The following is a 26,452-nucleotide window of genomic DNA, read 5'->3' as shown; positions in this document are numbered from 1 at the left end:
TAGTGGGGGACAGAGTACGCGGACTACTAGCTGTGTGTACCGGCGCTGCACAATCCTGTGAACAACGGGGGACAAGGAGCGAACACGGGCGGCCGTTCGCCCCGTGAGCTGCGAGACTTGCGGTCATGAGCTTCGGTGTGTCTCACCCCTTTCACGGCGGCTTCCACAGCGAACCGCCGCGCGTGATCCTCGACGACGTCATGGGCGCGCAGAAGATGCTGTCCGGGGTGTCCAGGGTCACCGCCATGGAGGGCTCGCGGTTCCTCACGCAGTTGGTGGGAGCGCCGGTCCACTTCAAGTGCGAGAACCTCCAGCGGACCGGCTCCTTCAAGCTGCGCGGCGCGTACGTGCGGATCGCGGGCCTGCGCCCCGAGGAGCGCGCGGCCGGGGTCGTCGCGGCGAGCGCGGGCAACCACGCGCAGGGCGTGGCGCTGGCCTCCGCGCTGCTCGGGGTGCGCTCGACGGTGTTCATGCCGGCGGGCGCCCCGCTGCCGAAGGTCGCGGCGACGCGGGAGTACGGCGCCGAGGTGCGGCTCCAGGGGCAGGTGGTGGACGAGACGCTGGCCGCGGCGCAGGAGTACGCGGAGCGGACGGGCGCGGTCTTCATCCACCCCTTCGACCACCCGGACATCGTGGCCGGGCAGGGCACGGTCGGCCTGGAGATCCTGGAGCAGTGCCCGGAGGTCGGCACGATCCTGGTGGGGGTGGGCGGCGGCGGCCTCGCGGCGGGGATCGCGCTCGCGGTGAAGGCGGTCAGGCCCGACGTGCGGGTCGTGGGGGTGCAGGCGGCGGGCGCCGCCGCGTATCCGCGTTCGCTCGCGGCGGGCCGGCCGGTGGCGCTGGAGTCGCCGGTCACGATGGCGGACGGCATCAAGGTGGGGCGGCCCGGCGACGTGCCGTTCCGGATCGTCGCCGAGTGGGTGGACGAGGTCCGCACGGTCACCGAGGCCGAGCTGTCCAGTGCGCTGCTGCTCTGCCTGGAGCGGGCGAAGCTGGTGGTGGAGCCCGCCGGGGCGAGCCCGGTGGCGGCGCTGCTGAGCGACCCGGGCGCGTTCGCCGCGCACGGCCCCGTGGTGGCGGTGCTCTCCGGGGGCAACGTCGACCCGCTGCTGATGCAGCGCGTGCTGCGGCACGGCATGGCGGCGGCGGGCCGCTACCTCTCGCTGCGGTTGCGGCTGCCGGACCGGCCCGGTGTGCTGGCCTCGCTGCTGACGACGCTGTCGGTGGCCGACGCCAACGTGCTGGACGTGAGCCACGTGCGCATCGACCCGCACCTCGGACTCGCCGAGGTGGAGGTCGAGTTGCAGTTGGAGACGAAGGGGCCCGAGCACTGCGCGGAGGTCGCGCGGGCGCTGCGGCACGCGGGATACACGGTCCTGGACTGATGTCCGGTCGCAAATCCACTTGTATATCGCGATGTGTCGCGTCTAGGGTGCCGAATATCGTTCGCCCGTCGGGCGCCGCACGTCCGGCGAGCCTACGATCTTCGTAGGAAGTCACCCAAAACGCACACGCACTGGGGGAATCCCATATGCCAGGCGCTATCTACGCCGAAGGTCTGGTGAAGACCTTCGGCGACGTACGAGCACTGGACGGCGTGGACCTCGACGTCCCCGAGGGCACGGTCCTGGGGCTGCTCGGCCCCAACGGCGCCGGCAAGACGACCACCGTCCGGGTCCTCACCACGCTGCTCCAGCCCGACAGCGGCAGGGCCGTCGTCGCCGGCATCGACGTACTGAAGAAGCCCAACGAAGTGCGCCGGTCGATCGGGCTCTCCGGCCAGTTCGCCGCCGTCGACGAGTATCTTACGGGCCGCGAGAACCTCCAAATGGTGGGCCAGCTCTACCAGATGAAGGCCAAGGCGGCCAAGGACCGGGCGGGCGAACTGCTGGAACGGTTCAACCTCGCCGAGGCCGCCGACCGCCCCGCCAAGACCTACTCGGGCGGCATGCGCCGCCGCCTCGACCTCGCCGCCGCCCTCGTCGTGTCGCCGCCCGTGATGTTCATGGACGAGCCCACCACCGGACTCGACCCGCGCAACCGGCAGCAACTGTGGGAGGTCATCCAGGAGTTGGTCTCCGGCGGTACGACGCTGCTGCTCACCACGCAGTACCTGGAGGAGGCCGACCACCTCGCGCACGACATCTGCGTCGTCGACCACGGAAAGGTCATCGCCCGTGGCACGTCTGACCAGTTGAAGGCGCAGACCGGCGGCGAGCGCGTCGAGGTCGTCGTCCACGAGCGCGACCACCTGCCGATCGCCGACGAGGTGCTGCGCGGCTTCGGCAAGGGCGAGTGCAAGACCGAGAACCACACCCGCAAGATCACCGTCCCGGTCACCGGCGGCGCGAAGCTGCTCGCCGAGGTCATCCGCGAACTCGACGCGCGCGGCGTGGAGATCGACGACATCGGCCTGCGCCGCCCCACCCTCGACGACGTCTTCATCTCGCTCACCGGCCACGCCACGGTCGAGGACGACGAGGAAGCGAACGGCACCGGGCAGAAGAAGGAGGCCGCCAAGTGAGTGTCGTGACCCATACGGCTCCGGCCGCGCGCGGCGGCATCGGACAGTCCGTCCGCGACTCCCTCGTCGTCGCCAAGCGCAACCTGATCCGCATGATGCGGATCCCCGAGATGATCATTTTCGGCCTCATCCAGCCGATCATGTTCGTGGTGCTGTTCAGCTACGTCTTCGGCGGCTCGATCAGCGTCCCCGGCTCCGGGCTCAGCGCGGACGGCTACCGCGAGTTCCTCATGGCGGGCATCTTCGCGCAGACCGTCACCTTCGCCACGGCGGGCGCGGGCGCGGGCATCGCCGACGACATGCACAAGGGCCTCATCGACCGGTTCCGCTCGCTGCCGATGGCGCGGGGCGCGGTGCTCACCGGGCGCACGCTGGCCGACCTCGTACAGACCGCGCTGACGCTGGTCGTCCTCGCGGTCGTCGCCGTCCTCGTCGGCTGGCGCACCCACGAGAACTTCTTCAAGGTCCTCGCGGGCTTCGGGCTGCTGCTCCTGCTCGGCTACGCGTTCTCCTGGATCGGCGCGCTGATCGGCCTGTCCGTACGGACCCCGGAGGCCGCCACGTCCGGCGGCCTGATCTGGCTGTTCCCGCTGACGTTCATCTCCAACGCCTTCGTACCGGCCGAGAACATGCCGTCGTTCCTGCGGGCCATCGCCCACTGGAACCCGTTCAGCGCGACCGTGCAGGCGTGCCGCGAGCTGTTCGGCAACCTGCCGCCGAACTATCCGGTGCCGGACGCCTGGCCCATGCAGCACCCGGCGCTGGCCTCGCTGATCTGGTCCGTGGTCATCATCCTGGTGTTCCGCACGCTGGCGGTCCGCAAGTACCGCTCGGCGACGGCCTGACGCCTTCGCCTTCGTCCGACGAGCCCCGGGGGTCCGCCCCCGGGGCTTCGTGCTGCCGTGCCCGAACCCTTTCGGGCCGCGGCCGCCTCTCATGTGCGTACCGGCCGCACGGGCCGGTGGACAGCGGGAGGAACGGAACATGATGATCGCGGTCGGCGTCGTGGCCGGGGCAGTGCTCGTCTGCGCGTGCAGCGTGGCGCTGCTCAGGAGGAGGAGCGGGAACCGTGGGTGAACCCTGGCCGGACGCGGGGCTGATCGAGGCCGCGCGCGACGGTGACGTCGGCTCGCTGACCGCCGTGGTCATGGAGTCGCAGCCGCACGTGCGCAGGTTCGCGCTGTCGCTGTGCGCCACGCCGCAGGACGCGGAGGACGCGGCGCAGGAGGCGCTGATCATCCTCTACCGGAAGATCGGCACGCTCCGGGCGACCGGGGCGCTGGCCTCCTGGATGTTCCGCGTCGTGCGCAACGAGTGCCTGCGGCACCTGCGGCTGCTCGCCTCGCGGCCGGTGGCCGCCGGGGCGGCGGGCGGGGCGGCGGACGGGACGGCCGATGACGATCCGGTGCGCGCGGCGGAGAGCGCGGAGAACGCGGTCCTGCGGCGGCTGGAGGCCGAGCGGGTCGCGACGGCGATCGCCGCGCTGCCGCGCGAGCAGCGGCAGGTGCTCGTCATGCGGGACGTACAGGGGTATCCGGGCCGCTACGTCGCCAGGGCGCTCGGCCTGAGCGACGCGGCGATGAAGTCGCGCCTCCACCGGGCGCGGGCGACCCTGCGGCGGGCGCTGGCGGCGGAGGTCGAAGGGGACGGCGAGCGGGCGGCGGGGGGACGGCGATGAAGACGAAGACGGTGACCGCACTGGTCCGCGGGGAGACCGGGGGCCACGGGGAGGCAGGGGTTCGCGGGGAGGCCGGGGGCCGTGGGGAGGGGGACTTCTCCAGCGCGTCCCTGCCCCGCCACCTCCTGCGCGGCGCGCTCGGCTTCGGCACGATCGCCGGCTCGGTGGCCCTGGTGCCGTTCCTGGGCCCCGCCACGCTGCTGGCCGCGCCCCTGGGTCTGCTGGCGCTCAAGGGCTGCCCGACCTGCTGGGCGATCGGCCTGGCGCAGACGGTCTCCAGGGGCCGCCTGGAGCGCGCCTGCGCGGACGGGGTCTGCACGCTGCGCAGGGCGGGCGCTTGACCGCTCTCAAGCGCCGGACCCCCGACCGGCCTGCCCGACGCCCTTGCCGGGCAGGCCGGTTGACGTGGCGTCAGGTCCGTCGGCTCACCCCGTGCGCAGCACCCGGAACGCCTCGGGGTCCGACGGGTCCCGGTCCGCCACCTGGATCGGGGACCAGGCCCACTGCCACACGCCCGCCTCCGGTACGCGGGAGAAGGCGATCGGCCCCCTGGTGCCCGCCACCCGCACGTGCTGCCACGCCCCGGCGAGCGACGCCCGGTCCGTGCCGCGGGTGCGCAGGGCCTCCGCCAGGACCGCGACGGTGTCCCAGCCCTCGTACGCGACGAAGGACGGCGCCTCGCCCAGGTGCGCGCGGAGCTCGTCGCCCACGCGCTCGCCGAGCGGGCCGAGCCGCTCGGGCAGGTAGCGCAGGAACGGGATCCCGGCGCCCGCCGCGCCCAGCTCCGCGATCCACTCGTGGAACTCCGGCTGCCCCGCGGGGGCGCCGATCAGGACGTCGGCGAGCCGCGGGTCCGCCCGCACCGCCCTGACGATCGGCGCGGCGGGCTCCGGGTGGCCGGTCAGCAGCAGGAGCGCGCCCGCGCCGGACTCCGCGAGCGCGTCGCACAGCGCGCCCGGCGTCAGCGCGTTCGCGTCCAGCTCCACCAGCGTGCCGCCCCCGGCCGCGAGGCGCTCCCGCAGGAGGCGCGTCCCGGCCGCCCAGTAGACGCTCGGCTGCGCCGCCACGGCCACCCGGCCCCGGCCCGACGCGAGGAGGAAGTCCGCGTAGAGCCGCCAGCCCCGGGACTGCACGGGGGCCACGCGCGCGACCCGCTCCGTCGGCGCCCCCTCGTCGACCAGCGCGTCGAGCACCGCCGACGAGCAGAGGTACGGCACCCCGAGCGCGTCCGCCGAGGCGGCGACGGCGCGCGCCACGACGCTGTGGTACTCGCCCAGCACGGCCGCGACGCCGAGCCCGGCCAGCTCCTTCACGGCGGCCGCGGCCCGCTCCGGGTCGGCCGCGGTGTCCCGTACGACCAGCTCCAGCGGCCTGCCGCCGATCCCGCCCGCGGCGTTGGCCTCGCGCACGGCCAGCTCGAACCCGGCGACCAGGTGTCGGCCCGCCTCGGCCCAGCCGGGCCTGGACAGCGGGGCGAGCGCGCCCAGCAGGACGGGAGCTCCGGCCGGATCGGGCAACGGTGTTGATGATGGCGTGTTCACGTCGGTCATTGGAACCGCCGCCGTCGCCGGACGGCAACCCCTCCGCACGCGCCGCCACGCGCGCGAGGGGCCGGGACGCATCGTGCGTCCCGGCCCCTCGCGGTGCGGGCGGAGCTGTGCCTCAGGCCTGGTACGGCTTCGCGTCCAGGATCTTCACCGAGGCCTTCTTGCCGTTCGGCAGTTCGTACTCGGCGTCCTCGCCGACCCTCTTGCCGTTCACCCCGGAGCCGAGCGGGGACTGCGGGGAGTACGTCGAGATGTCGTCGGACGCGTACTCGCGGGAGGCCAGCAGGAAGGTCTCCGTGTCGTCCGGGTCGCCGTCGAAGGCGATCGTCACGACCATGCCGGGCGCGACGACGCCGTCGGCCGCCGGGGCCTCGCCGACCTTGGCCTTCTCCAGGAGCTGGGTGAGCTGGCGCACACGGAGCTCCTGCTTGCCCTGCTCCTCCTTCGCCGCGTGGTACCCGCCGTTCTCGCGCAGGTCGCCCTCCTCGCGCGCCGCGGCGATCTTGGCCGCGATCTCGGTGCGCGCGGGACCAGACAGGTACTCAAGCTCTTCCTTGAGCTTGTTGTACGCCTCCTGGGTCAGCCAGGTGACGTTGTCGCTGGTCTGGGTCACAGGTGCTCCTCGTAGGTACTGGGAATACAAAGCATCGCCCTACCCAGAAGCATGTGCCTCCACGGGTGGGCGAAACCACGAGCCTAACAATTGCGACGCAAAAGGGGGAGGAGGTTCCGTGTCAGGAAACCGTTCGCGCGGGAGCCCGGGAAACCGGGAATGAGCCGGGAAAGGGGGGCGGAGAAGGGGCCCGGGTCCGTCAGTGCGACTCGCTGGTGCAGGAGACCAGCTCGCTCGCGGTCGCCCGGGACGTCGTGCGCACGGAGTACACCCGGTCGATGCGCTTCTCGCCCGCGGGGACCGCGATGTCGCGGCGGCCCACCTCGGCGCCGTCCACCGCCAGTGCCCGCAGCGTGCAGGTGCCCGAGGCGTCCTCGTCCTTGCGGATCTCCAGGTGCACCTGGACCTCGCGGTCCGAGACGACGCTGGACTTGATCGGCTCGGCGCTGATCTCCGTGCCCGAGACGTAGCTGTAGCCGAGCCAGCCGACGACCCCGAGGCCGACGGCACCGAGCACCGCGCCGATGACCTTCAGCTTCCGGTCCGCGCGCTCGTCCGAGGAGCGACTGCTGTAACGGCCCTCGGGAAGCTCCTGGCGCACCGCGCTCATGATCGTTCCTCTCGTACCGCGGACGGCGGAATTTTCCGACCGCCGGTTCCGTCACTATAGAAGCCACCGATGCGACCCATTCACTGAGGATCGAGTCTTGACTGAGCAGCTGCGACTGATGGCCGTTCACGCCCACCCCGACGACGAGTCGAGCAAGGGCGCGGCGACCATGGCCAAGTACGTGTCCGAGGGGGTGGACGTGCTGGTAGTGACGTGCACAGGTGGCGAGCGCGGCTCCGTCCTGAACCCCAAGCTCCAGGGCGACAAGTACATCGAGGAGCACATCCACGAGGTGCGCAAGAAGGAGATGGACGAGGCCCGCGAGATCCTCGGGATCGAGCAGGAGTGGCTGGGCTTCGTCGACTCCGGGCTGCCCGAGGGCGACCCGCTGCCGCCGCTGCCCGACGGCTGCTTCGCGCTGGAGGACGTCGACGTGGCGGCGGGCGAGCTGGTCCGCAAGATCCGCGCCTTCCGCCCGCAGGTCATCACGACCTACGACGAGAACGGCGGCTACCCGCACCCCGACCACATCATGACCCACAAGATCACGATGGTGGCCTTCGACGGCGCGGCCGACGCGGAGAAGTTCCCCGAGGCGGAGTTCGGCCCGGTCTTCCAGCCGCGGAAGCTCTACTACAACCAGGGCTTCAACCGGCCGCGCACGGTCGCGCTGCACGAGGCGCTGCTCGCGCGCGGCATGGAGTCCCCGTACGGCGAGTGGCTGGAGCGCTGGAAGGAGTTCGAGCGGGTCGAGCGCACCCTGACCACGTACGTTCCCTGCGCCGACTTCTTCGAGATCCGCGACAAGGCGCTGATCGCGCACGCCACGCAGATCGACCCGGACGGCGGCTGGTTCCGCGTGCCGATGGACGTCCAGAAGGAGGTCTGGCCCACCGAGGAGTACGAGCTGGCGAAGTCGCTCGTCGACACCTCCCTCCCCGAGGACGACCTCTTCGCGGGCGTGCGCGAGAATGCCTGATATGAGCGTTCGTGTGGATCTGGCAATGACGCACCTCGTCCCTCTCGCCAAAGAGATCGACGACGACAAGGTGACCCCCGGCGTCCTCGGCTTCATCGTCTTCGCGGCGCTGGCCCTGGGCGTCTGGTTCCTGATGAAGTCGATGAACCGGCACATGGGCCGGGTCGACTTCGAGGAGGAGCCGGAGACCGCGGCCGAGGGCGCGGCGTCCGGGGGCACGGCCAAGAGCGGCACCGCACAGAAGTAGCGGCGACCGGGGTACGGGGGCGCGCCCCCGTACCTCAGCGCGCCAGCCGGTGGTCCATCCCGCACAGCAGCCCGTAGGCCGCGCCGAGCGGGTTGTGGAACTCCGTCGCGTACCGTCGCGCCAGGGCGCGGGCGACCGTGCCCGCGCTCTGCGCGCCGGTCAGGAACGCGGTGACGAAGCCGTGCGCGTACTCGGCGGCGAAGACCTGCGGCATCTCGATCAGCGGTGCCAGCACCCCGCGGGCCCCCGCCCGCACCAGCGCCCGCGCCAGGGCGCCGGTGTCGGCGTGGTCGGGCGCCCACACCCCGGCGTGGCAGGCGTTCAGCAGCACGAACGGCTGGAAGCGCGCGTCCGGGCTGCCCCGGTGCTCCTCCCGGCACTCGTCGACCGTCAGCCCGTCGATGTCGACGCCGTCGCTGAGCCGGATCGTGAGGTACGGCGTGTCCGGGCCGCTCGCCACGTAGACGCCGTGGCACCAGAAGTACATGAACCGGTCCTCGAAGACCGCCTCGCGCAGGTCCTCCACCAGCTGCTGCCCGTCCTCCCTGACGACCGGGTCCGTGGTGTGCGCGAGGGCGTCGGCGACCTTGGCGGCGCAGGTCTCGCTGCGCCGGTCGACCCGCTTGTCGTGGTTGAGGCTGACGCGCGGCAGCGGCTGCGGCGGGGCCGGGGCCTCGAAGCGGTACTCGGGGCTGCTGTGCTCGATCTGGTGGCGCAGCCCCAGCAGGCGGTCCAGCAGCGCCTCGGGCCCGTCGGCGCCCCGCCCCGGCCCCGGCAGGCCCAGCAGCGGCCACGGCAGCCCGAGCTCCGAGTCGAAGCGGATCCGCAGGCCGTCCCCGTCCCTGCCGCGCCCCTCCAGGGCCCGTACCAGATGCTCGCGGAACTGCCGGACCGCCGCGTCCTCGCCGCTCAGCAGCACCCCGAAGAGCAGGTGCGTCCCGGCGCGCACGAGCGCGTCGAGCTGCGCGGGGAGCGCCGGGTGGCCGCGCAGGTCGACGCCGGACGCGAACGGCAGCACGGGCCCGACGGGTATGCGCCGCCCGTCCACCGGCTGGTGCCTGACGAACGCGTTCCACTTGGCGCGCAGCCTGGCCGCTGCGGCGCGCACGTCGGCGGTGCCCACGGACAGGAGCGCCGCGTGCTCGTAGGGCAGGGTGGGCAGGGCGGAGCCGTGCATCCGCGCCCTGATGCGGTCGTGCGCGTGCACGTCGAAGCTGACGACCAGGTCAAGCGGGTCCGCCGCCGGCACGGGCCAGTGGTGGAAGCCGTCGCTCGGGTCGTCCTCGACGTACGGAATGAGGTCGCGGGGCACTCGGTCAGGCCTTTTCCGACGGGCGGGGAGTCAGCGGGTTCTGTACGGCGGGGCGGTGCGTCGTGGGGCGGGCGAGCGGGGTCCGCGCCCGGCCGCCGTACCGCACGGGCAGCGCGACGCGCGGCGGCGCGGACAGCGGGCGCGGGCCGTTCTGCGGCGGCACGTCCAGCTCCACGCGCACCCGCTGGAGGACGGTGTCCGTCACCGGGTCGAGCACCGTGAACCGGATGAGGTGCACCCCCGCGGTGTGCGGCGTGAAGTCGAACCTGGCCCCGTCCATGACGCGCCCCGAGGGCCGCAGGGTCGCCGAGGGCGGCTCGGTCCTGGCGCGGGTGAGCGGGGTGGCGACGACGGTCAGCCAGGGCGCGGCGGCCCGGTCGTGCCAGGGGTGCGCGGGGTCGGGCTGCACCCGCACGAGGAGCTGGGACGCGGCGCCGGGGGCGGGGGAGTCGTCCTGGAGGGTGACGCGGATGTGGCAGCGGGGGGTGGGGGGCTGGTCCGCGTCCCGCGCCGGGGGGCGGAGGGAGGACAGCTCCATGGCGAGGAAGGGGACGTCGGGGACGAGGGCGCGGTGCGACAGGGGGTCGGTGCGGGCCTGGGCGAGGAAGGCGTGCCAGCGGCTCCCCGGGGCGAGGCCGGACAGCCCGCCGGACGCCCTGCCGAGGCGCCGTACGACCTGCTCGGCGGCGGTCAGATCGCCGTCCTCGACGTGCAGGAGCAGGCGGGCCCAGTCGTGGCCGTGGCCGTCGTCCAGCGCCTCGAAGGCGAGGGCGGCCCGGTTCAGCGCGACGCGGTCCACCCGGCGGCCCCTGGGGCCCGAGGTGGAGTACGGCGCCCGGAGGAGCTGCGCCCAGGCGGCACCGCGCGGGGAGTCGTCCGAGTTCAGCGCTTCGGTCATGCGCCCCAGGAGGACGGCGTCGTCCACCCGGTAGAAGGGCTTGCCCTCCGCGTGGGAGAGCCCGTACAGCCGGTACAGCGACCAGCCGACGCCCTGTTGGTCCGGCAGCTCGACGAAGCGGGCGAGCGCGGTGAGGAAGGAGCGGGCCGCGTGCTGCTCGCGGTCGTTGGCGGTACGGGCGTGGGCGAGCCCGAGGTAGTAGTGCGTCCAGGCGACGCCCCGCAGGTCCTCGTTCGCGCGGTGCTTGTCGAGCGCGGCGGTCAAGGTCGGGACGGCGCCCGACGCGTGGCCCTGCAGCACCAGCGCCCGGCCCAGCTCGGTCATGACGTGGCCCTGCAGCTCGGTGGTGTTCTGGTCGAGCAGCTGCTGCGCCTCTATTGGCCTTCCCCGGCGCAGCAGGACGCGGGCGCGTTCCAGGAGGATCCGCATCTGCGTCTGCCGCTCGCCGTGGGGGGTGGCCGAATCGGCGTATTGCAGCAGGGCGTCCACCCCGCTCAGTCGCCCCTGGTCGGATTCGATCGCGGCCAGCGCCAGCAGGGCCTCGGGGTCGCCCGGCGGCCCCGAAGCGTCGTCGCCCAGGGCCGCGCGGGCCTTCCCCATGTGGCCCTGGTGGTGCAGTACGGAGGCCAGCTCGGTATTCGGGCGGGCGGCGTCCCCCGGTGCGGAGCGCGGGGCGCTCAGGGTGTACATCGCTGGGCGCAGCAGGCCCACGTCCCGCTGGGCGAGGGCGAGTTCGCGGCCGCAGGCGTGGACGCGGTGGTGGTGGTCGAGCCGGGCGAGCACGACCAGCCTGTGGAAGTCGCCCTGCTGCCACCAGTGCCTGGCGAGCAGCGGGAAGAGCTCGCCCGCCGCGTCGGGCGAGTTCGGCGCGAGCCGCCTCGCCAGGTCCAGGAGGGCGTCGTCGACCAGCGGGACGGGGGCGGGCCATTTCACGGAGTGGGAAGGTGACAGGCGGGCGCGGACGGCTTCGGCGGCGCGCCGGTCCAGGGCGGCGCGCTCGGCGGGCGACGCGGTCAGCCCGAGCGCCGCGCACAGCGCCGGGTGCAGGGTGTGGAACAGGCTTCCGTCGGACTGGAACAGCCCGCGCGAGCAGAGCTCGGACCAGGCGTTCGAGGGCACGCCCAGCGCCTCGGCGGTTTCCTTGGTCAGTCCGATGCCCGCCCACGGGGCCAGCTCGTTCAGCGCGCGCAGAGCCCCTGGGCTCAGCCGGCCGAGTACCGTCTCGGCCAGTTCGGCGACGGTCACGCTCCGGTTGCGGCTCGTGCGACGGCCCGTGCGGCGCGGTTCTCCGGCGCGCAGCAGCGGCAGCAGGGCGGGAAGCCGCAGTTCGGGCGGGAGGGAGCCGGGCCGCTGGAGGCGGCGGTACGCGGAGGTCGCGGGGTCGCCGCCGCGGAGCGCGCGGGACAGGCCGGAGCGGGAGAGCGGTCCCACGGCCTGCGCGTGCCACGTGGTGCGGGGCTCTTCGAGACCCGGCATGGGGAGGCAGGTCGCGACCAGGGAAGTGCGGCTGGGCCCGAACGCCCCGGTCAGTCGGGACAGTGCGGCGAAGTCGGGCACGTCTTCCAGGACCACCGCGTAAGCGCGCGCCGGCCAGTCGGCGTGGAGCAGGTCGACCAGGGCGCCGGGGTCGTCGGAGCGGGCGAGGCGCAGCAGATCGCGACTGGGGTGTCCGAGAGCGGCCAGGAAGTCCATGAGGATCAGGTCGAGGGCCCCGGACGAGGCGTCGATCCGTACGACCGCCGACTCCGCCCGCCAGGGCGTCAGGAAGGTCTGATCGCGCTCGGGCGCGTCGTGCCAGGTCTCGCGAGCGGCCTGCCGGGCCACCCACGCGGCGAGCGCCGAGCGGCCGGACCCCGACTCCCCGTACAGCACGACGGTCGGGTGCTGCCAGTCGCTCAGCCGCCGCTGCTCCTCCTCGCGGCCGAACAACGTGGGCTCGTACCTCGGCAGGGTCCGGACCGGACCCCACCTGGCCGGCTCCTCGTCCGGCACCAGCGACGCGTCCACGAGGATCCCGTACGCGCGCAGCCCCTCGTGCTCCGTCATGTCCGCCCCCTCTCCCGCACGCTTCCCGTTCCCGTTCCCGTTCCCCTTCCCGCCACCGCGCTACCGCGCGTGCTCCGCGAGCGACAGCAGCAAGTGGGCCGTCTCCGGGTGGAGGTGGTCCGAGTGCGCGCCCGCCGGGCCGCGTCCCTCGGTGAAGACCTCCCCGGCGTCGACGCTCACGAACCAGTGGTCCAACTCCCGCAGCTGGTAAGGGTCGTCCGGGCGGCGCAGCGCGATCTGCGAGACCGGCTCGGGCGCGGTGCCGATGCCCTGCGCGCCGATGCCGTGCGAGCCCTCCGCGAGGCGGTGCCACAGCCCGGTCGCCCAGTCGCGGCGGGCGTACGTCGCGACGACGGGCCCCCGCAGCGGGGCCTCGGCCAGCGCGGTGAACGTCGTCGCGAAGGCGCCGCGCACGGCGGCCATCTGGAGCAGCAGCATCGAGTCGACGGTGAACGGCCGGTCCGCGGGAGCGGGGCGCGACCAGGAGAGCGTGGGGGGCTCGTGCGCGACGGCCCACTGCACGGCCTCGCACAGCACGCGGCAGCCGAAGGAGTGGCCGACGAGGTGGAGGTACTGGCCCTCCCGGCCCGCCAGCACGGGCGCGGCGGCCGGGTCGCCGCGCCGGGCGTCCAGATAGCCCAGCAGATGGGCGATGACGCGCGGGGCGTGCGCGCCCGGGGCGGTCGACAGGGCGTGGGCCCGGTCGCGGACCTCGCGGTAGCGGCCGCGGGACGGCCAGCGCACGACGACCGTCCACGGCGCGAAGCCGTCCTTCACCTTCCCGTACAGCTCGGCGTGCGCGTGCTGCTGCGCCACGAGCAGCGCGTGCAGCCTGCGGGCCGCCGCGAGCGCGGAGTCGGGCGTGGTCTTCCAGCCGTGCGCGTACACGACGATGTCGCTCGCCCAGTCGGGCGGGGTGAGGTACCGGTCGAAGTGCTCGTCGACGCGGTCGGCGGGCACGGGGTGGTCCCCGTCCAGGAGCCACCCCGACTCGTCGAGGTCGACGGTGAACAGCGGCAGGGTCATACGGTCAGCTCCTGGGAGTGCGGGGCCGGGGGCAGTTCGGGGGCCAGCTCCAGCCTGCTGTCCATGCCGCAGTGCAGGGCGTAGGCGAAGGCGAGCGGGTTGCGGTACGTGGTGGCGAAGTGCCGGGCCAGGTCGTGGGCGATGCGGCCCGCGGTCTCCGTGCCGCCGAGGTAGCGGGTGAGGAAGGCGAGGGCGTACTCGGCGGCGAAGCGCTGCGGCATCTCCACGAGCGGGCCGAGCACCCCGCGCGCGCCGTGCTGGATGAGCGCGCGGCCCAGGCAGGAGCGGTCGGCGGAGTCCGCGGGGCGCCCGGCGTTGCAGGCGTTCAGCAGCACGAACGGCTGGAAGGGGGTGGTGCCGCGCAGCCTCCTGCGGCGCTCCTCGATGGCGTCCGCGTCGATCGGCCGGGCGTCGGAGAGCCTGATGACCAGCTGTGCGGGGCCCGGGTGCCGGTCGGCGAAGGAGCCGTGGCACCAGAAGTACATGACCTGCTCGTTCAGCTCGGGCGAGGCGAGCGCGCGCAACAGGGCCGCGCTGTCGGTCCGTTCGGTGAACGCCGTGCCGGTGGCGAGCAGCGCGGCGACCTCCGCGGCCCGGGTCGCGGCGGCCCGGTCGAGGAGCCTGTCGTGGTTGAGGCTGACGACGGGCTGCCGGGGCGGCTCGGTCTCCAGGCCGGGGCAGGGGTAGGTGCCGCCGGTGTGCTCGATCTGGTGGCGGTGGGCGAGGAAGCGCTCGAAGTGCGCCTCGGGGGAGTCGGCCGGGTCGTGCCCGGCGTGGTCGTCGGCACGGTCGTCCGCGTGGTCGTCGCCGTCGTCGTCCACCGGCAGGCACAGCAGCGGCCAGGGCACCGGCAGCGTGGAGTCGAAGCGTATGCGCAGGTCACGGCGGCGGAGCACGCTCAGCAGATACGTACGGAAGTACACGACGGACGGGTCGGGAGCGCCCAGCAGGACGTGCCACAGCAGGTCGTCGGCGGCGAGCGTCAGGCTCGTCAGCGCCTGGTGCAGTTCTTCGGGCGGCTCCTCGGTGAAGTCGATGAGCTGCGCGTACGGGTGGGAGGGGCGGCCGGGCGCGGGGCGGCCCGTGTCGTCCTTCGGCTCGTACGAGACCAGCACGCCGCGCCAGAGGTCGCACAGCCGCGCCGACTTGGCGCGGACCGTGTCGGCGGAGACGGGCAGGACCGTCATGTGGCTGCCCCCGGCGAGCGGCGGCAGCGCGGCCCCCGTCATCACGGCCTGGAGGCTCTTCTCGGACGAGTCGACCATCAGCGTCACGGTCAGGTCGGGCGCCCGCGCGGTGCGGTGGCCGAGCAGGGTGAAGCCCCGGCTCGGGTCCTGGACGACGCGGACGGGGAGTTCGCGCGGCACGGGCTCAGTCACCTCCCCTGCGGGCCGGGGTGAGACCGGCCAGCGGGTCGCTCGTGTCGGTGCCGGGGATGTCCAACTCGGTCTCCACCTGCTGGAGTACGGCTCCGGTGCGCTCGTCCGAGATGGTGAACCGGAAGCGGTGCAGACCGTCGAGGCGCGGGGTGATCTCGAAGTCGGTGCCGCTCTCCGGGACGCCCGACGCGTCTGTTTCCGCCCTGTTCGACGGCTTGAACAGCGAGAGCGCGGGGTGGATTTCGGCGGCGCTCAGCGGGGTGGCGAGTGCGGTGAGCCAGGGCAGCTCGGCGGCGGGGGCGGTGGCCCACGGGTGGTCGGGGGCGGGGACGACGCGCAGGCGCACGCGGATGGGGGAGCCGTCGAGGAGGGTGAGGCGGACCTGGGTGGTGGCGGTGAGGGGCGGGGCGGCGGTGGCGGTGCCGGACAGGGGGGCGATGACGTCCCTGGCCCATAGGGGGACGGCGAACCAGCTCCTGGCGCTCTGGTCGTCGGCCCACCTGCGGATGCGGTCGCCCAGCACCGGCGGCATCTGGGGCGCGAGGCGGTTGACGGCGGAGGCGGCTTCCCAGGGGGTGACGCCAGGCTCTTTGGCGGCATGGGCGTATGCCACCCAGGCCAGCCCGTTGAGGTCGCCGATGAGGGTGAAGAGGGAATTGGCCGCGACGAGTTCGTCCGTGACGTCCGTGTCCGCGGTGGCGTCGTGGTGCGGATTGTTGAGCGCCAGCAGGGCCAGGTCCAGCCGGGACCAGGCCTCGCCGCGCGGACACCCGATCGTGGCGAACTTGTTCGCCGCCCGGCGCAGGGCGGGTGCCGGGTGGTGCGGGCCGCCCTGTTGCGGCACCACCAGGCTGTACTTGTGCTCGGTCCATGCCGTGCCGAGTTCGTCGGGCAGATGCGCGAACAGCTTCCTCGCCTGGTTCAGTTGGCGCCCGGCGTCCATGGCTGAGCCGGTGTCGGCCAGCGCCAGCGCGCGGTGGTATCCGCTCCACGCCTCGCCGCGCGGGTTGTCGGCGTCGCGGTGCTCGGTGACGGCCCGCCCCAGGGTGTCCGCCGCCTGGGCGGGAGTCCCGCCCAGGCGCTGGCGCCACCCCGCGTACGTGGTGAGCCAGGCGAGGCCCGCCCCGTCCCCCTGCCGACGCAGGAGGGGATAGACCGATTCGGTGAGGGCGTCGGCGCTCTCCGCCGCGCCGACGAGCAGGGCCAGCGGGATGCGGGCCAGCAGCGTCAGTGCCCGGCCGCGCTCGTCGCGTTGGGTGCTGAACTCCCGCTCCGCTTCGGCGAGCGCCTGCGCCGCGACCCCGTAGCGCCCCTGGTCGGTGAGGACGGCTCCGAGGTCCAGCTGCCGGCGAGGGGTGCGGGGCGTGAGGGCGGACAGCTGGTCTTCGGCAGCCTTGAGGTCGCCCAAGTGGTGTTGTGTGACCGCGAGTTCGCGGAGCTCTCGCGCATCGGTGAACTGCCGGGCCGCCAGGTGCAGCGCGCCGCTCGCGCGGGCCGCGCGACCGAGGGCGACGTCGACCCCCGGCGCCTCCCACGTGCTGCCGCCGCCGCGCAGCGCGAGCAGCCGGACGACGTCGCCGCGCTCCGCCAGCCAGTCGGCCAGCATGCTGGCCAGGGGCCCGGAGAGCGGGCGGCGCAGGCAGAGGCTGAGGTACTCCTCGATCCGCTCCACGGGCAGGGGGAAGGCCTGCGGTGCGTCGGGGGCGGAGAGCGGGCTGTCGCGCCGGATCGCGAGCCGGGCGTCCAGGTCCCCCAGCGCGGCCTCCGCCACCTTGTCCGCGGGCAGGCGGACGTCCGGGTCCATCCGGCGGGCGACGTCCCGTTGGATGACCTGGGTGCGGATCACGGGGTGGATGCTGTAGCGGTCCTCGCCCTCGCGCTGGACCAGGCCCCACTGGACGAGTTTGGTCAGCGGGACGCTCGTCGACCGGCCCGCCAGGGCCTGGGGGCCGAGCGCGAGCGCGGCGCGCGTGGAGAAGTACGGCACCCTGAGCGCCACGAGGTCGTTCAGGAGCTTGATCTCCTGCGTGAGGCGTTTGTGCAACAGCGCGTCGAGGAGTCGGTGCGGATGGCCGTTCTCCGGGAAGGGGCCCTGCCGCAGCAGGGCGTCCAGGTGCGTGAGCTGTGCCGGATTGCCCCGTGCGACCGTGCCGCGCAGCACGTCGTCGGGGAGGCCCGAGGCGTCCTGCCGCACCAGCCGCCGGGCCGCAGAGGCGTCGAGCGGCCGCACGAGGTGGTGGGTGATCCAGGCGGGCGGGGGCAGGTGCTTGGGAACGGGGACGCTGGTGGTCACGATGACCGTGCAGGCGGTGCCGATGAACGCGGGCAGCAGGCGCCGTGACGCGAAGCGCCAGGCGACCTCGTCCAGGACGACCACGGCGGGCGACGCGGACAGGTGGCCGCGGGCGTGCCGGTGCAGCAGCTCGAAGCCGAGGGCGTCCGGCGGGTGCGGCGCGTCGTCCCAGTGCCACCCCTCCAGCCCCAACTGCGCGAGCATCCGCAGCAGGATCGCCTCCGGGCCGCCCGCCTCCTGGTCCAGCGGCAGCCAGCAGACCGGTAACCCTTCGCTGCCGCCCACGTCCAGCGCGAGCCGCGCCGCGAGGGACGTCTTGCCGATGCCGTGCTCGCCGTGGAGCGCGAGGATCCGGAGCGAAGGGTCCTTGCCCCGGCCGAGGAGCCGGCGCAGGTGGGCGTACTCCCGGTCGCGTCCGATCAGCGGCTCTGGCGGCACGGGCGGGGGCAGCGGGTCGGGCCGTGGTCCGGGCATCGCGCACCTCCCCCCTCGTACCCTCGACGCCCCACTATCCCAGCGGGATCGAGCCGTCGACAACGAGAACGGAGGTACGTGTACGGTCCCTTCGGCCTGTCCCCGGCACGGTCAGCCCTCGTCCGGGGCGTCGATGATGTTGCCCTTCTCGTCGAGCGTGTGCGAGCGCCAGTACACGTCCCACTCGTCGTCGACCTCCTTGGGCACCTTGCCCTCGGGGTAGCGCGCGTATCCCGGCGCGGGCTCCTCGCCCTTGGGGGTGCAGTCCGAGCCGGTGCTGTTCACCGCCAGGACCGGATACGCGTCGTTGCCGCAGACGGCGTCCTTGAACTCCAGTCCGGAGCAGCCGGTGAGCGCGGCGGCGCCGAAGAGGGCGATGGCCAGGAGTGCGGCGGGCCGTGCGGTCCTGAGCGGCGTGGGCATGAGGGGCGTCTCCCGTTTGTTCGGTGGGCCAGCCCAGTTTCCCCGCCGAGGGCCTTCGCGCCCTGAGTACGCGTACTCAGGGCGCGCCGTTCTTGTGGCGGCCGGGACACGGGCCCCGCGGGCCGCTACGCGCCGGGCCCCACCGCCACTCCCATGACCTCCCGCGCGTGCCGGTTCGGCACCATGCCGAGGCGCCACGCCTGCCACCCCGACTCCAGCGCCACCCCCCGCTCCAGCACCACCGCGTACGCCTCAGCGCAGTCCTCCAGCTTGCCGTCGCGCGACGGGTGCGGGTGTCCGCGGAGTTCCGCCAGCTCCGTCTGGGCCACCACCGTGCCCACCTCGACGCCGCCCGGCGACGCGTACGGCAGCAGGGTGCAGCGCAGGAAGTGCGCCCAGTCGCCGCCCCTGCGGTCGCCGTAGGAGTCGAACAGCTCGATGGCGTCGTCGCAGAGCGCCAGCGCCTGCGGGGCGCGGTTGTTGCCCGCGTCGACCAGCGCCAGCTCCAGACAGGTCCACGCCTCGCCGTGCGCCACCCCGACCCGCCGGAAGTCCGCCCGCGCGTCCACCAACAGCTGCCGGGCGAAACCGGAGTTGCGCAGGTTCCCGGTCTGCGCCGCGCGCTGGTCGCGGGTGACGCGGCCCGAGTGGTGCCGCGCGCAGGCCAGCCCGTACACGTCCCGCATCCGCGAGAACATGGTGCGCGCCCGCTCCAGCTCCCGCACCGCCTGGTCCCGGTCGCCGCGCTCCTCCAGCGCCTGCCCCAGGTAGTACAGCGTCCACGCCTCGCCGCGCGCGTCCTCGTTGTCGCGGTGCCGCGACAGCGCCTGGCGCAGCCGGTCCACGGCGGGCGCCGGGTCGCCGTCCACCAGCCTGGCCCGCGCCAGCTGCGTCATCGCCCACGCCTCGCCGCGCCCGTCGCGCGTGCGGCCGTACTGCTCCAGGGCCTCCCGCAGCTCCTTCTCGGCGCGCGGCACGTCCCCCATCCGCAGGCACACCTGGCCGAGCTGGAAGTGCGTCCACGCCTCGCCGTGCAGCGACTCGCCCGCCCGGTGCAGGATCAGCGCGTCCCCGAGCAGGGCCAGCGCCTCCACCAGGTTGGCCCGGTCCCGTTCGACCGCCGCCAGCGCGTGCATCGACCAGGCGCGGTCCTCCGCCTGCTCGTCGGACGCCTGGAGCGCGATCGCCTCGCGCAGCTTCGCCGACGCCTCGTTGAGGTTGCCCTGGTGGTGCAGCGTGATGCCGAGCGAGCAGAGCGCGAGGGCCGCGCCCGGGTCGTTCTGCGCCTCGCGGTACAGGCCGACGACCGAGGTCAGCGTGGTGCGGGCCTGGTCCAGCTCGCCGAGCTGACGGGCCGCGATGCCGGTGCGCCACTTGACCGAACGTTCCAGCACGCCCGCGTCGCCCCCGGCGCCCTTCGCGCCGCCCAGGCTCTCGGCCGCGCTCGACCTCGGCAGGCCCCAGCTCTGCGTCAACTCGCTGATCTCGCCGAGCCGGTAGAGGTCGCCGCGCAGCAGGCAGTAGTCGCAGAGCGCGCCCAGCAGGTTCAGCACGGCCCGCTGGTCCACGCCCTCGGTGTGCCGCAGCATCGAGACGATGAACGTCGACTCGTCGTCCAGCCAGCGCAGCGCCGCGTCCAGCGAGGCGAAGCCGTGCGCCCCGAACTGGCCAGCGCGCGTGGAGAGTTTGCCGTCGACCATGCGGATCACCGCGTCCGCGAGCTCCGCGTAGTTCTGGATCAGCCGCTCCTGCGCCGCCGTGCGCCCGGCGGGCTCCTCCTCGTCGGCGAGCCGCCCCTGGGCGAAGGCGCGCACCGTGTCGTGCAGCCGGTGCCGCCTGCCCTGGAGCCGGTCCACGAGGCCCGCGGTCGACAGCGTGTCCAGGAGCCGCTGCGCCTCCTGCTCGTCCGTCGCCAGCAGCGCGGCCGCGGCCGCCGTGCCCAGCGAGGCGCGGCCCGCGAGGGCGAGGCGGCGCAGCAGGCGGCGGGCCTGCTCGGGCTGGTCGGTGTAGCGCAGCCACAGCGCGCGCTCCACCGGGTCCACGGGTCCGTACGCCGCCAGGTCCTCGGCGAGCGCCCGCTCCGAGCGCGGGCCGAGCGAGGAGGCGGCGACGCGCAGCGCCAGCGGCAGGCCGCCGCACAACTCCCGTACGGAATCCATCGCCTGGTAGTCGTACGGCTCGGGCTCCTCCTGCGCGACCGCCCGCATCAGCTCCTCGGCGCCCGCCTCGTCCAGCGCGCCCAGCGGGACGCCGTGCACCCACGCGGGGAAGTCGGCGGGCAGTTCCAGGGGCTCCCGCGAGGTGACGAGGACCAGGCTCTCGGAGCGCTCCGGCACCAGCGTGCGGACCTGCTCCGCGTCCGTCGCGTCGTCCAGGACGATCGTCACCGCGAGGCCCGTCAGGTACTGGTGGTACAACTCGCCCAGGCGCCGCACCTGTTGCTCGGCGGACGTGCGCTCGCGGAACAGCAGCTGCTCGCGCGGCGCGCCGAGCCGGTTCAGCAGGTGCAGCAGCGCGTCGCGGGTGGACAGCGGCGCGCCCGCCGCGTCCCCGCGCAGGTCCACCAGGCAGGCGCCCTTGAACTGGTCGCGCAGTTCGTGCGCGGCCCGCACCGCGAGGTTGGTGCGGCCCGAGCCGTGCGGGCCGTGCAGCACCACGACCACCGGCCTGGTCTCGGTCGACGCGCGGGCCGCGTGCACCCACTGCGCGATCTGCCCCAGCTCGGCCCTGCGGCCCGCGAACGGCCCCTCGGACTGCGGGAGGTGGGAGAACGACTGCTCCAGGACGGCCCGTCGGCGCGCGGCCTGGCTGCGGTCGGCGCCGCGCAGCCGCGGCCCCGCGGTCGCGTCCTTCTTGGGCGTACGGCTGGTTGCGAGCATCCGCTGCTGGTCCAGGAACGGCCTGATGCCCCGCACCTCCAGGGCCGTCAGCCACTGCAACCGCAGCTGCTCGGGCCCGCCGGGCTGACCCAGCGCGCCCGCCCTGCGGTGCGCGGCGGGCCAGTGCGAAGCGGTCGCCTTGGCGACGGTGGTGGCGGCGCCCGCCACGGCCACCACGGCGCCCGCACCCAGCGCGCTGCCCGCGGCCATCCCGAACGCCAGGTCGGCGCCGGTCGCGGCGAGCGCGGCGACGACCGTCACCAGCGCGGGCGTCGCCATGGTCCGCCTGCTGAACCGCTCGGACAGCGGCCGGGCCTCGGCTTCCGCCGCGTCCAGCGCCCGGGTGTACGCGAGGTACTCGTCGGCGGCCGCGGCGGCCATGGTCTCCAGCGCGGCCCGCCCCCGGGTGAGCAGCACCGAGGGGTCCGAGCGGCCGCCCGTCCTGCGCACCTCTTCCTCGACCGCGCGCCCCAACAGCCGCTCGGCTTCCGCCCGATGGCCGTCCCGCATAGTGCGTCCCCCTCCACTGGCGTATGGCCCAAGTGTCCTGCTCGGGGCGCGCCAGCGCGAGGGAGCGGCCCGATCTCCACGGGGAAGGGCGGGGCGGGTGGGCCGCACGGGCCGGGCGGAACGCCGGTGCCGATCGGAGGGTTCCCAGGTCAGCGGTGGCGGGGACGGCGGCGGGGAGGGGGCGGTGGCGCCGATCGTGCCGGTGGACGTATGGGCGTCCCGGTGGGGCCCGGCGGCTTCGGCGATGTCGTACTCGATCACCGTCCCGGGCCGCCAGGGCTTCCCTAGATACCCCCGGGGGGTATATGTTTCTGATCGTCGCACCGAACGGGCGACGGCAGGAAGACACAGCGCACCCAGGGAGACGTCATGAACGACCACACCGCTCACGGCCACGCCGACCACAGCGCCCACGCCGGGCACGGAGCCCATGGCGGCCACGGCGCCCATGGCGGGCACGGCGGCCACGGCGCCCACGCCGGGCACGGTGCCGCTCAGGCCGGGGGGCTGGCGGTTTCCGAGCACGGATACACCCTTGAGCTCGACTCGACGGTCCTCGCCGCGGGCCCGCAGCCGATCGGCTTCCGGATCACCGGCCCCGACGGGCGGACGGTGACCGCGTTCACCCCCGAGCACGAGAAGGAGCTGCACTTCATCGCCGTCCGGCGCGACACGGCCGGGTTCCAGCACGTGCACCCCGTACGGGACGACCGGGGCCACTGGAGCGTCGGGCTGACCCTGGAGCCGGGCGACTGGCGGTTCTTCGCCGACTTCCACCCCGCAGGACACGGCGGGACCATGACGCTGGGCGCCGACGCGGCGGTCGCCGGGGCGTACGACCCCCGGCCGCTCCCCGAGGCCACCGGTGCCGCGCGGACCGGCGGGTACGAGGTCGCGCTCGACGGCGCGCTCCTGCCCGGCGAGGCGAGCGCGCTGACCCTCACCGTCAGCAGGGACGGTCGGCCCGTCACCGACCTGGAGCCCTACCTGGCCGCGTACGGACACCTGGTCGCGCTGCGCGTCGGCGACCTCGGCTACCTGCACGTCCACCCGGAGGGCGAGCCCGGCGACGGCGTCACCGCGCCGGGGCCCGAGATCGCCTTCATGGCGGTCGCGCCCTCGGCCGGGACCTACCGCCTGTTCCTGGACTTCCAGCACGAGGGAGTCGTACGGACGGCGGAGTTCACGGTACGGACGACGGAGAAGGCCCCCGAGGCCGCGCCCGAGCTCCATGGCGAGCACCACGCACACCACGCACACCACTGACCCGTACGAACGCACGCCGCACCGGAAGGAGCGCGATGCCCCGTCCCGCCTATCCCGCCCGTCCCGCCCGTCCCGCCCGTACGCCCCCGCCACCTGCGGGGCGTGACCCGCCGCCCGGCACCGGAAGGACCCCCGCCATGCGACCCCAAAGCCCCACACGACTGTTCGCCATCCGCGACTACCGCCGCCTCTTCGGCGCCCAGGCCATCGCCCTGTTCGGCACCGGACTGACCACCGTCGCCCTCGGACTCCTCGCCTACGACCTCGCGGGCCCGGACGCCGGCCTGGTCCTCGGCACCGCCCTGACCGTCAAGATGGTCATGTACGTGATCATCGCCCCGCTGGCCGCCGCGTACGTCGACCGGCTTCCCAGGAGGACCCTGCTGGTCCTCCTCGACGCGGTCCGCGGCTCGGTCGTCCTCGCGCTGCCGCTGGTCTCCGAGGTCTGGCACGTCTACGTGCTGATCGGCCTGCTCCAGGCGGGCTCCGCCGCCTTCACCCCGACGTTCCAGGCCGTCATCCCCGACGTCGTCACCGACGAGTCCGCCTACACGCGGGCCCTGTCCGCCTCCCAGGTCGCCTCCACCATGGAGAGCCTGCTCAGCCCCGTGCTGGCGGCCGTCGCCCTGACGTTCATCAGCTTCGACCTGCTGTTCCTCGGCACCTCCGCCGGATTCCTGGTGTCCGCCCTGCTCATCCTGGCGACCCGGGTCCCCGACGCCCGCCCCAGCGCCCACACCAGGGCGTGGGACAAGGCGGCGGCCGGGATCAGGACCTTCTTCCGGACGCCCCGCCTGCGCGGCGTCATGGCGCTCAACCTCGTGGTCGCTTCGGCGGGTGCGATCGTCGTCGTCGGCACCGTCAACCACGTCCGCGACGGACTCGGCGGCTCGCAGTCGGACGTCGCCTGGATGCTCGCCGCGTCCGGCACGGGAACGCTCGTCACCGCCCTCGCACTGCCCCGCGTGCTCGACCGGATCGCCGCCCGCACCGTCATGACGACCGGCGCGGGAGTCCTCGTCGCCGCCGCGACGGCGGCGGTCGCCCTCCTCGCGACGGGCCTGGCCACCTGGACGGCCACGGCGGTCGTGTGGACCGCGATCGGCATCGGCACGGCCCTGGTCATCACCCCGACCGGCAAGGTCCTGCGGGCCTCGGCGGGACGGCACGCGATCCCCGAGGTGTTCGCGGCCCAGTTCTCGCTCTCCCACCTGGCCTGGCTGATCACCTACCCCGTCGCGGGCTGGCTCGGCACGGGCGCGGGCCCCGTACTCGCCTGGTCGGTCCTCGCGGTGCTCGCCGCGGCGGGCGCGGCGGCCGCGCTCCTGCTGTGGCCGCGCCACGAGGGCACGGCGCCCACCCTGGTGACCGCCGCGCGGACCACGGACAGGTCGACCCTGTCGAAGGCCGCGTGACCCACCGCACCCGCCTCCCGCGAGAGCCCCGGCCGCTTCCCCGCCCGCCCCTCCGCCCGCTCCTCACCCGCCGCCCCGCTCTCCGTGGGGCGGCGGGCGTATGTACTGGGCCCGGCGGGCCGGATCATGCAACGATGCCGCTATGAATCGCCTGGCTGACGAACAGTCGCCCTATCTCCGCCAGCACGCCGACAACCCGGTCGACTGGTGGCCCTGGTCGGCCGAGGCGTTCGAGGAGGCGCGCAAGAAGAACGTCCCCGTGCTGCTCAGCGTCGGGTACTCCAGCTGCCACTGGTGCCACGTCATGGCGCACGAGTCGTTCGAGGACGAGGGCACCGCCGCGTACCTCAACGCGCACTTCGTGTCCGTGAAGGTGGACCGCGAGGAGCGGCCCGACGTCGACGCGGTGTACATGGAGGCCGTGCAGGCGGCCACCGGGCACGGCGGGTGGCCCATGACGGTGTTCCTCACCCCGGATGCCGAGCCCTTCTACTTCGGCACGTACTTCCCGCCCGAGCCCCGGCACGGCTCGCCGTCGTTCCGGCAGGTGCTCGAAGGCGTGTCGGCGGCCTGGACCGACCGGCGCGAGGAGGTCGGGGAGGTCGCCGCGCGGATCGTCGGCGACCTCGCCGGGCGCTCGCTCGCGCGCGGGGGCGACGGGCCGCCGGGGGACGCGGAGCTCTCGCAGGCGCTGCTCGGGCTGACCCGGGAGTACGACGCGGTGCACGGCGGGTTCGGCGGGGCGCCCAAGTTCCCGCCGTCGATGGTCGTGGAGTTCCTGCTGCGGCACTACGCCCGTACGGGATCGGAAGGCGCGCTCCAGATGGCGGCCGACAGCTGCGCGGCGATGGCGCACGGCGGGATCTACGACCAGCTGGGCGGGGGGTTCGCGCGGTACGCGGTCGACCGGGAGTGGATCGTTCCGCACTTCGAGAAGATGTTGTACGACAACGCCCTGCTCTGCCGGGTCTACGCCCACCTGTGGCGGGCCACCGGGTCGTCGCTCGCGCGCCGGGTCGCGCTGGAGACCGCCGACTTCATGGTGCGCGAACTGCGCACCGCCGAGGGCGGGTTCGCCTCCGCGCTGGACGCGGACAGCGACGACGGGAGCGGGCGGCACGTCGAGGGCGCGTTCTACGTGTGGACGCCCGCGCAGCTGCGGGAGGTGCTGGGGGAGGACGACGCGGAGTTCGCGGCCGAGTACTTCGGGGTGACCGGGGAGGGGACCTTCGAGGAGGGCTCGTCCGTGCTGCGGCTGCCCGAGGGGGAGGGCGGGGGCGCCGAAGGCGGCGTCGACTGCGAGCGGGTCGCTTCCGTGCGGGAGCGGCTGCTGGCCGCCCGGGAGCTGCGGACGCGGCCCGAGCGCGACGACAAGGTGGTCGCGTCCTGGAACGGGCTCGCGATCGCCGCGCTCGCCGAGACCGGGGCCTTCTTCGACAGGCCCGACCTGGTCGAGCGCGCCACGGAGGCCGCCGATCTGCTGGTACGGCTCCACATGGGCGACGCGGCACGGCTCGCGCGCACCTCGATGGACGGGCGCGCGGGCGCCCACGCGGGCGTTCTTGAGGACTACGGGAACGTCGCCGAGGGGTTCATGGCGCTGGCCTCCGTGACGGGGGAGGGCGTCTGGCTGGAGTTCGCCGGGTTCCTGATGGACGTGGTCCTCGACCAGTTCGTGGGGGAGGGCGGCGTGCTGTACGACACGGCGCACGACGCGGAGAAGCTCATCCGGCGGCCCCAGGACCCGACGGACAACGCGTCGCCCTCCGGGTGGACCGCCGCGGCGGGCGCGCTGCTGTCGTACGCCGCGCACACCGGGTCCGCCGCGCACCGCGAGGCGGCGGAGCGGGCGCTCGGCGTGGTGAAGGCGCTGGGGCCGAGGGCGCCGCGCTTCATCGGCTGGGGCCTCGCGGTGGCCGAGGCGCTGCTGGACGGGCCGCGCGAGGTGGCGGTGGCCGGGCCCGTGGGCGGCGAGCTGCACCGGGTCGCGCTGCGGGGGAGCGCGCCGGGAGCGGTGGTCGCGGCGGGCGCGCCGGGCGGCGAGGAGTTTCCGTTGCTGGTCGACCGGGTGCTGGTGGGGGGCGTGCCGACGGCGTACGTGTGCCGGCACTTCGTGTGCGATGCGCCCGTGACGTGCGCGGAGGAACTGGCGCGGCACTTGTCGTAGGGGCGGGGTCGCGCGCTTCTCGGGGGCGCTTGTTGCCGGGGGCGCCCGTTGCCCGGGGGCGCCCGTTGCCCGGGGGCGCCGATTCGCCTGCGGCGGGCCGGCCCGCTCGCGCCGGGTGGGTGCGCGCGGCGTGTGCCCCACCCTCGCGCAGTTCCCCGCGCCCCTA

20 protein-coding genes are annotated in these 26,452 nt (G+C 74.1%); 10 read left to right on the top strand and 10 right to left on the bottom strand.

The window, feature by feature from the left end; genetic code table 11:
- Positions 1-125: 125 nt before the first annotated feature.
- The 5 genes from ilvA to ACIBNE_RS21040 all read left to right on the top strand — a co-directional run bounded on the left by ilvA (position 126) and on the right by ACIBNE_RS21040 (position 4,543).
- The gene (gene ilvA, locus ACIBNE_RS21060) at positions 126-1,385 is read left to right on the top strand and encodes a threonine ammonia-lyase (protein WP_399273668.1); all 1,260 of its coding nucleotides are present in this window, start codon (positions 126-128) and stop codon (positions 1,383-1,385) included.
- A gap of 146 nt (positions 1,386-1,531) precedes the next feature.
- Positions 1,532-2,524, top strand: coding sequence for an ATP-binding cassette domain-containing protein (locus ACIBNE_RS21055; protein ID WP_399273665.1), 993 nt, complete (start codon positions 1,532-1,534; stop codon positions 2,522-2,524).
- The gene (locus ACIBNE_RS21050) at positions 2,521-3,369 is read left to right on the top strand and encodes an ABC transporter permease (RefSeq protein WP_399273663.1); all 849 of its coding nucleotides are present in this window, start codon (positions 2,521-2,523) and stop codon (positions 3,367-3,369) included. The genes ACIBNE_RS21055 and ACIBNE_RS21050 overlap by 4 nt, the downstream gene beginning before the upstream one ends.
- Before the next feature lie 224 nt (positions 3,370-3,593).
- Positions 3,594-4,202, top strand: coding sequence for an RNA polymerase sigma factor (locus ACIBNE_RS21045; RefSeq protein ID WP_399273661.1), 609 nt, complete (start codon positions 3,594-3,596; stop codon positions 4,200-4,202).
- Positions 4,199-4,543: a hypothetical protein gene (locus ACIBNE_RS21040; protein ID WP_399273659.1), complete on the top strand. Its 345-nt coding sequence runs from the start codon at positions 4,199-4,201 to the stop codon at positions 4,541-4,543. Before ACIBNE_RS21045 ends, ACIBNE_RS21040 begins: the two co-directional genes overlap by 4 nt.
- Before the next feature lie 84 nt (positions 4,544-4,627).
- On the opposite strand, the gene ACIBNE_RS21035 is transcribed toward ACIBNE_RS21040, so the two are convergent.
- From ACIBNE_RS21035 to ACIBNE_RS21025, 3 genes are all read right to left on the bottom strand, one after another.
- Complete coding sequence (locus ACIBNE_RS21035; protein WP_399273657.1) at positions 4,628-5,743, bottom strand: ABC transporter substrate-binding protein; 1,116 nt, start codon at positions 5,741-5,743, stop codon at positions 4,628-4,630.
- Between the two features lie 121 nt (positions 5,744-5,864).
- On the bottom strand, positions 5,865-6,362 hold the full coding sequence (gene greA / locus ACIBNE_RS21030; RefSeq protein WP_399273655.1) for a transcription elongation factor GreA: 498 nt from the start codon (positions 6,360-6,362) through the stop codon (positions 5,865-5,867).
- A 199-nt stretch (positions 6,363-6,561) separates the two neighbouring features.
- A complete protein-coding gene (locus ACIBNE_RS21025; protein WP_399273653.1) occupies positions 6,562-6,972 on the bottom strand; it encodes a DUF4307 domain-containing protein in 411 nt (136 codons plus the stop codon).
- 97 nt (positions 6,973-7,069) lie between these two features.
- On the opposite strand from ACIBNE_RS21025, the gene mca reads away from it, so the two are divergent.
- Together mca and ACIBNE_RS21015 are read left to right on the top strand one after the other, a co-directional pair.
- Positions 7,070-7,951 carry a mycothiol conjugate amidase Mca gene (gene mca / locus ACIBNE_RS21020; protein ID WP_399273652.1) on the top strand — a complete coding sequence of 294 codons (882 nt, stop codon included), beginning with the start codon at positions 7,070-7,072 and terminating at the stop codon, positions 7,949-7,951.
- Positions 7,944-8,198, top strand: a complete 255-nt coding sequence (locus tag ACIBNE_RS21015) for a hypothetical protein (RefSeq protein ID WP_399273650.1) — start codon at positions 7,944-7,946, stop codon at positions 8,196-8,198. The genes mca and ACIBNE_RS21015 overlap by 8 nt, the downstream gene beginning before the upstream one ends.
- Positions 8,199-8,232: 34 nt before the next feature.
- Here ACIBNE_RS21015 and ACIBNE_RS21010 read toward each other — a convergent pair whose 3' ends face one another.
- The 7 genes from ACIBNE_RS21010 to ACIBNE_RS20980 form a co-directional block, all read right to left on the bottom strand.
- Positions 8,233-9,510, bottom strand: a complete 1,278-nt coding sequence (locus ACIBNE_RS21010) for a CHAT domain-containing protein (RefSeq protein WP_399273648.1) — start codon at positions 9,508-9,510, stop codon at positions 8,233-8,235.
- 4 nt (positions 9,511-9,514) lie between these two features.
- Positions 9,515-12,454 carry a hypothetical protein gene (locus tag ACIBNE_RS21005; protein WP_399273646.1) on the bottom strand — a complete coding sequence of 980 codons (2,940 nt, stop codon included), beginning with the start codon at positions 12,452-12,454 and terminating at the stop codon, positions 9,515-9,517.
- Between the two features lie 60 nt (positions 12,455-12,514).
- Positions 12,515-13,480, bottom strand: coding sequence for a hypothetical protein (locus ACIBNE_RS21000; protein WP_399273644.1), 966 nt, complete (start codon positions 13,478-13,480; stop codon positions 12,515-12,517).
- Positions 13,477-14,859: a CHAT domain-containing protein gene (locus ACIBNE_RS20995; RefSeq protein WP_399273643.1), complete on the bottom strand. Its 1,383-nt coding sequence runs from the start codon at positions 14,857-14,859 to the stop codon at positions 13,477-13,479. Before ACIBNE_RS20995 ends, ACIBNE_RS21000 begins: the two co-directional genes overlap by 4 nt.
- Complete coding sequence (locus tag ACIBNE_RS20990; protein ID WP_399273641.1) at positions 14,852-17,626, bottom strand: AAA family ATPase; 2,775 nt, start codon at positions 17,624-17,626, stop codon at positions 14,852-14,854. The genes ACIBNE_RS20995 and ACIBNE_RS20990 overlap by 8 nt, the downstream gene beginning before the upstream one ends.
- A gap of 111 nt (positions 17,627-17,737) precedes the next feature.
- Positions 17,738-18,049: an SCO0607 family lipoprotein gene (locus ACIBNE_RS20985; RefSeq protein WP_399273639.1), complete on the bottom strand. Its 312-nt coding sequence runs from the start codon at positions 18,047-18,049 to the stop codon at positions 17,738-17,740.
- 125 nt (positions 18,050-18,174) lie between these two features.
- Positions 18,175-21,438, bottom strand: coding sequence for a tetratricopeptide repeat protein (locus ACIBNE_RS20980; protein ID WP_399273637.1), 3,264 nt, complete (start codon positions 21,436-21,438; stop codon positions 18,175-18,177).
- 369 nt (positions 21,439-21,807) lie between these two features.
- On the opposite strand from ACIBNE_RS20980, the gene ACIBNE_RS20975 reads away from it, so the two are divergent.
- The 3 genes from ACIBNE_RS20975 (at position 21,808) to ACIBNE_RS20965 (ending at position 26,286) form a co-directional block, all read left to right on the top strand.
- Positions 21,808-22,704 (top strand): hypothetical protein, encoded by an 897-nt coding sequence (locus ACIBNE_RS20975; protein ID WP_399273635.1) that lies wholly within the window; start codon positions 21,808-21,810, stop codon positions 22,702-22,704.
- Between the two features lie 137 nt (positions 22,705-22,841).
- Entirely contained in the window at positions 22,842-24,119 is a 1,278-nt protein-coding gene (locus ACIBNE_RS20970) for an MFS transporter (protein WP_399273633.1), read from the top strand.
- A gap of 142 nt (positions 24,120-24,261) precedes the next feature.
- On the top strand, positions 24,262-26,286 hold the full coding sequence (locus ACIBNE_RS20965) for a thioredoxin domain-containing protein (protein ID WP_399273631.1): 2,025 nt from the start codon (positions 24,262-24,264) through the stop codon (positions 26,284-26,286).
- Positions 26,287-26,452 lie beyond the last annotated feature (166 nt).

The organism is Streptomyces sp. NPDC050504, from assembly GCF_044458065.1.
Taxonomy (GTDB): domain Bacteria; phylum Actinomycetota; class Actinomycetes; order Streptomycetales; family Streptomycetaceae; genus Streptomyces.
This window is presented reverse-complemented; position numbering and strand designations above follow the sequence as displayed.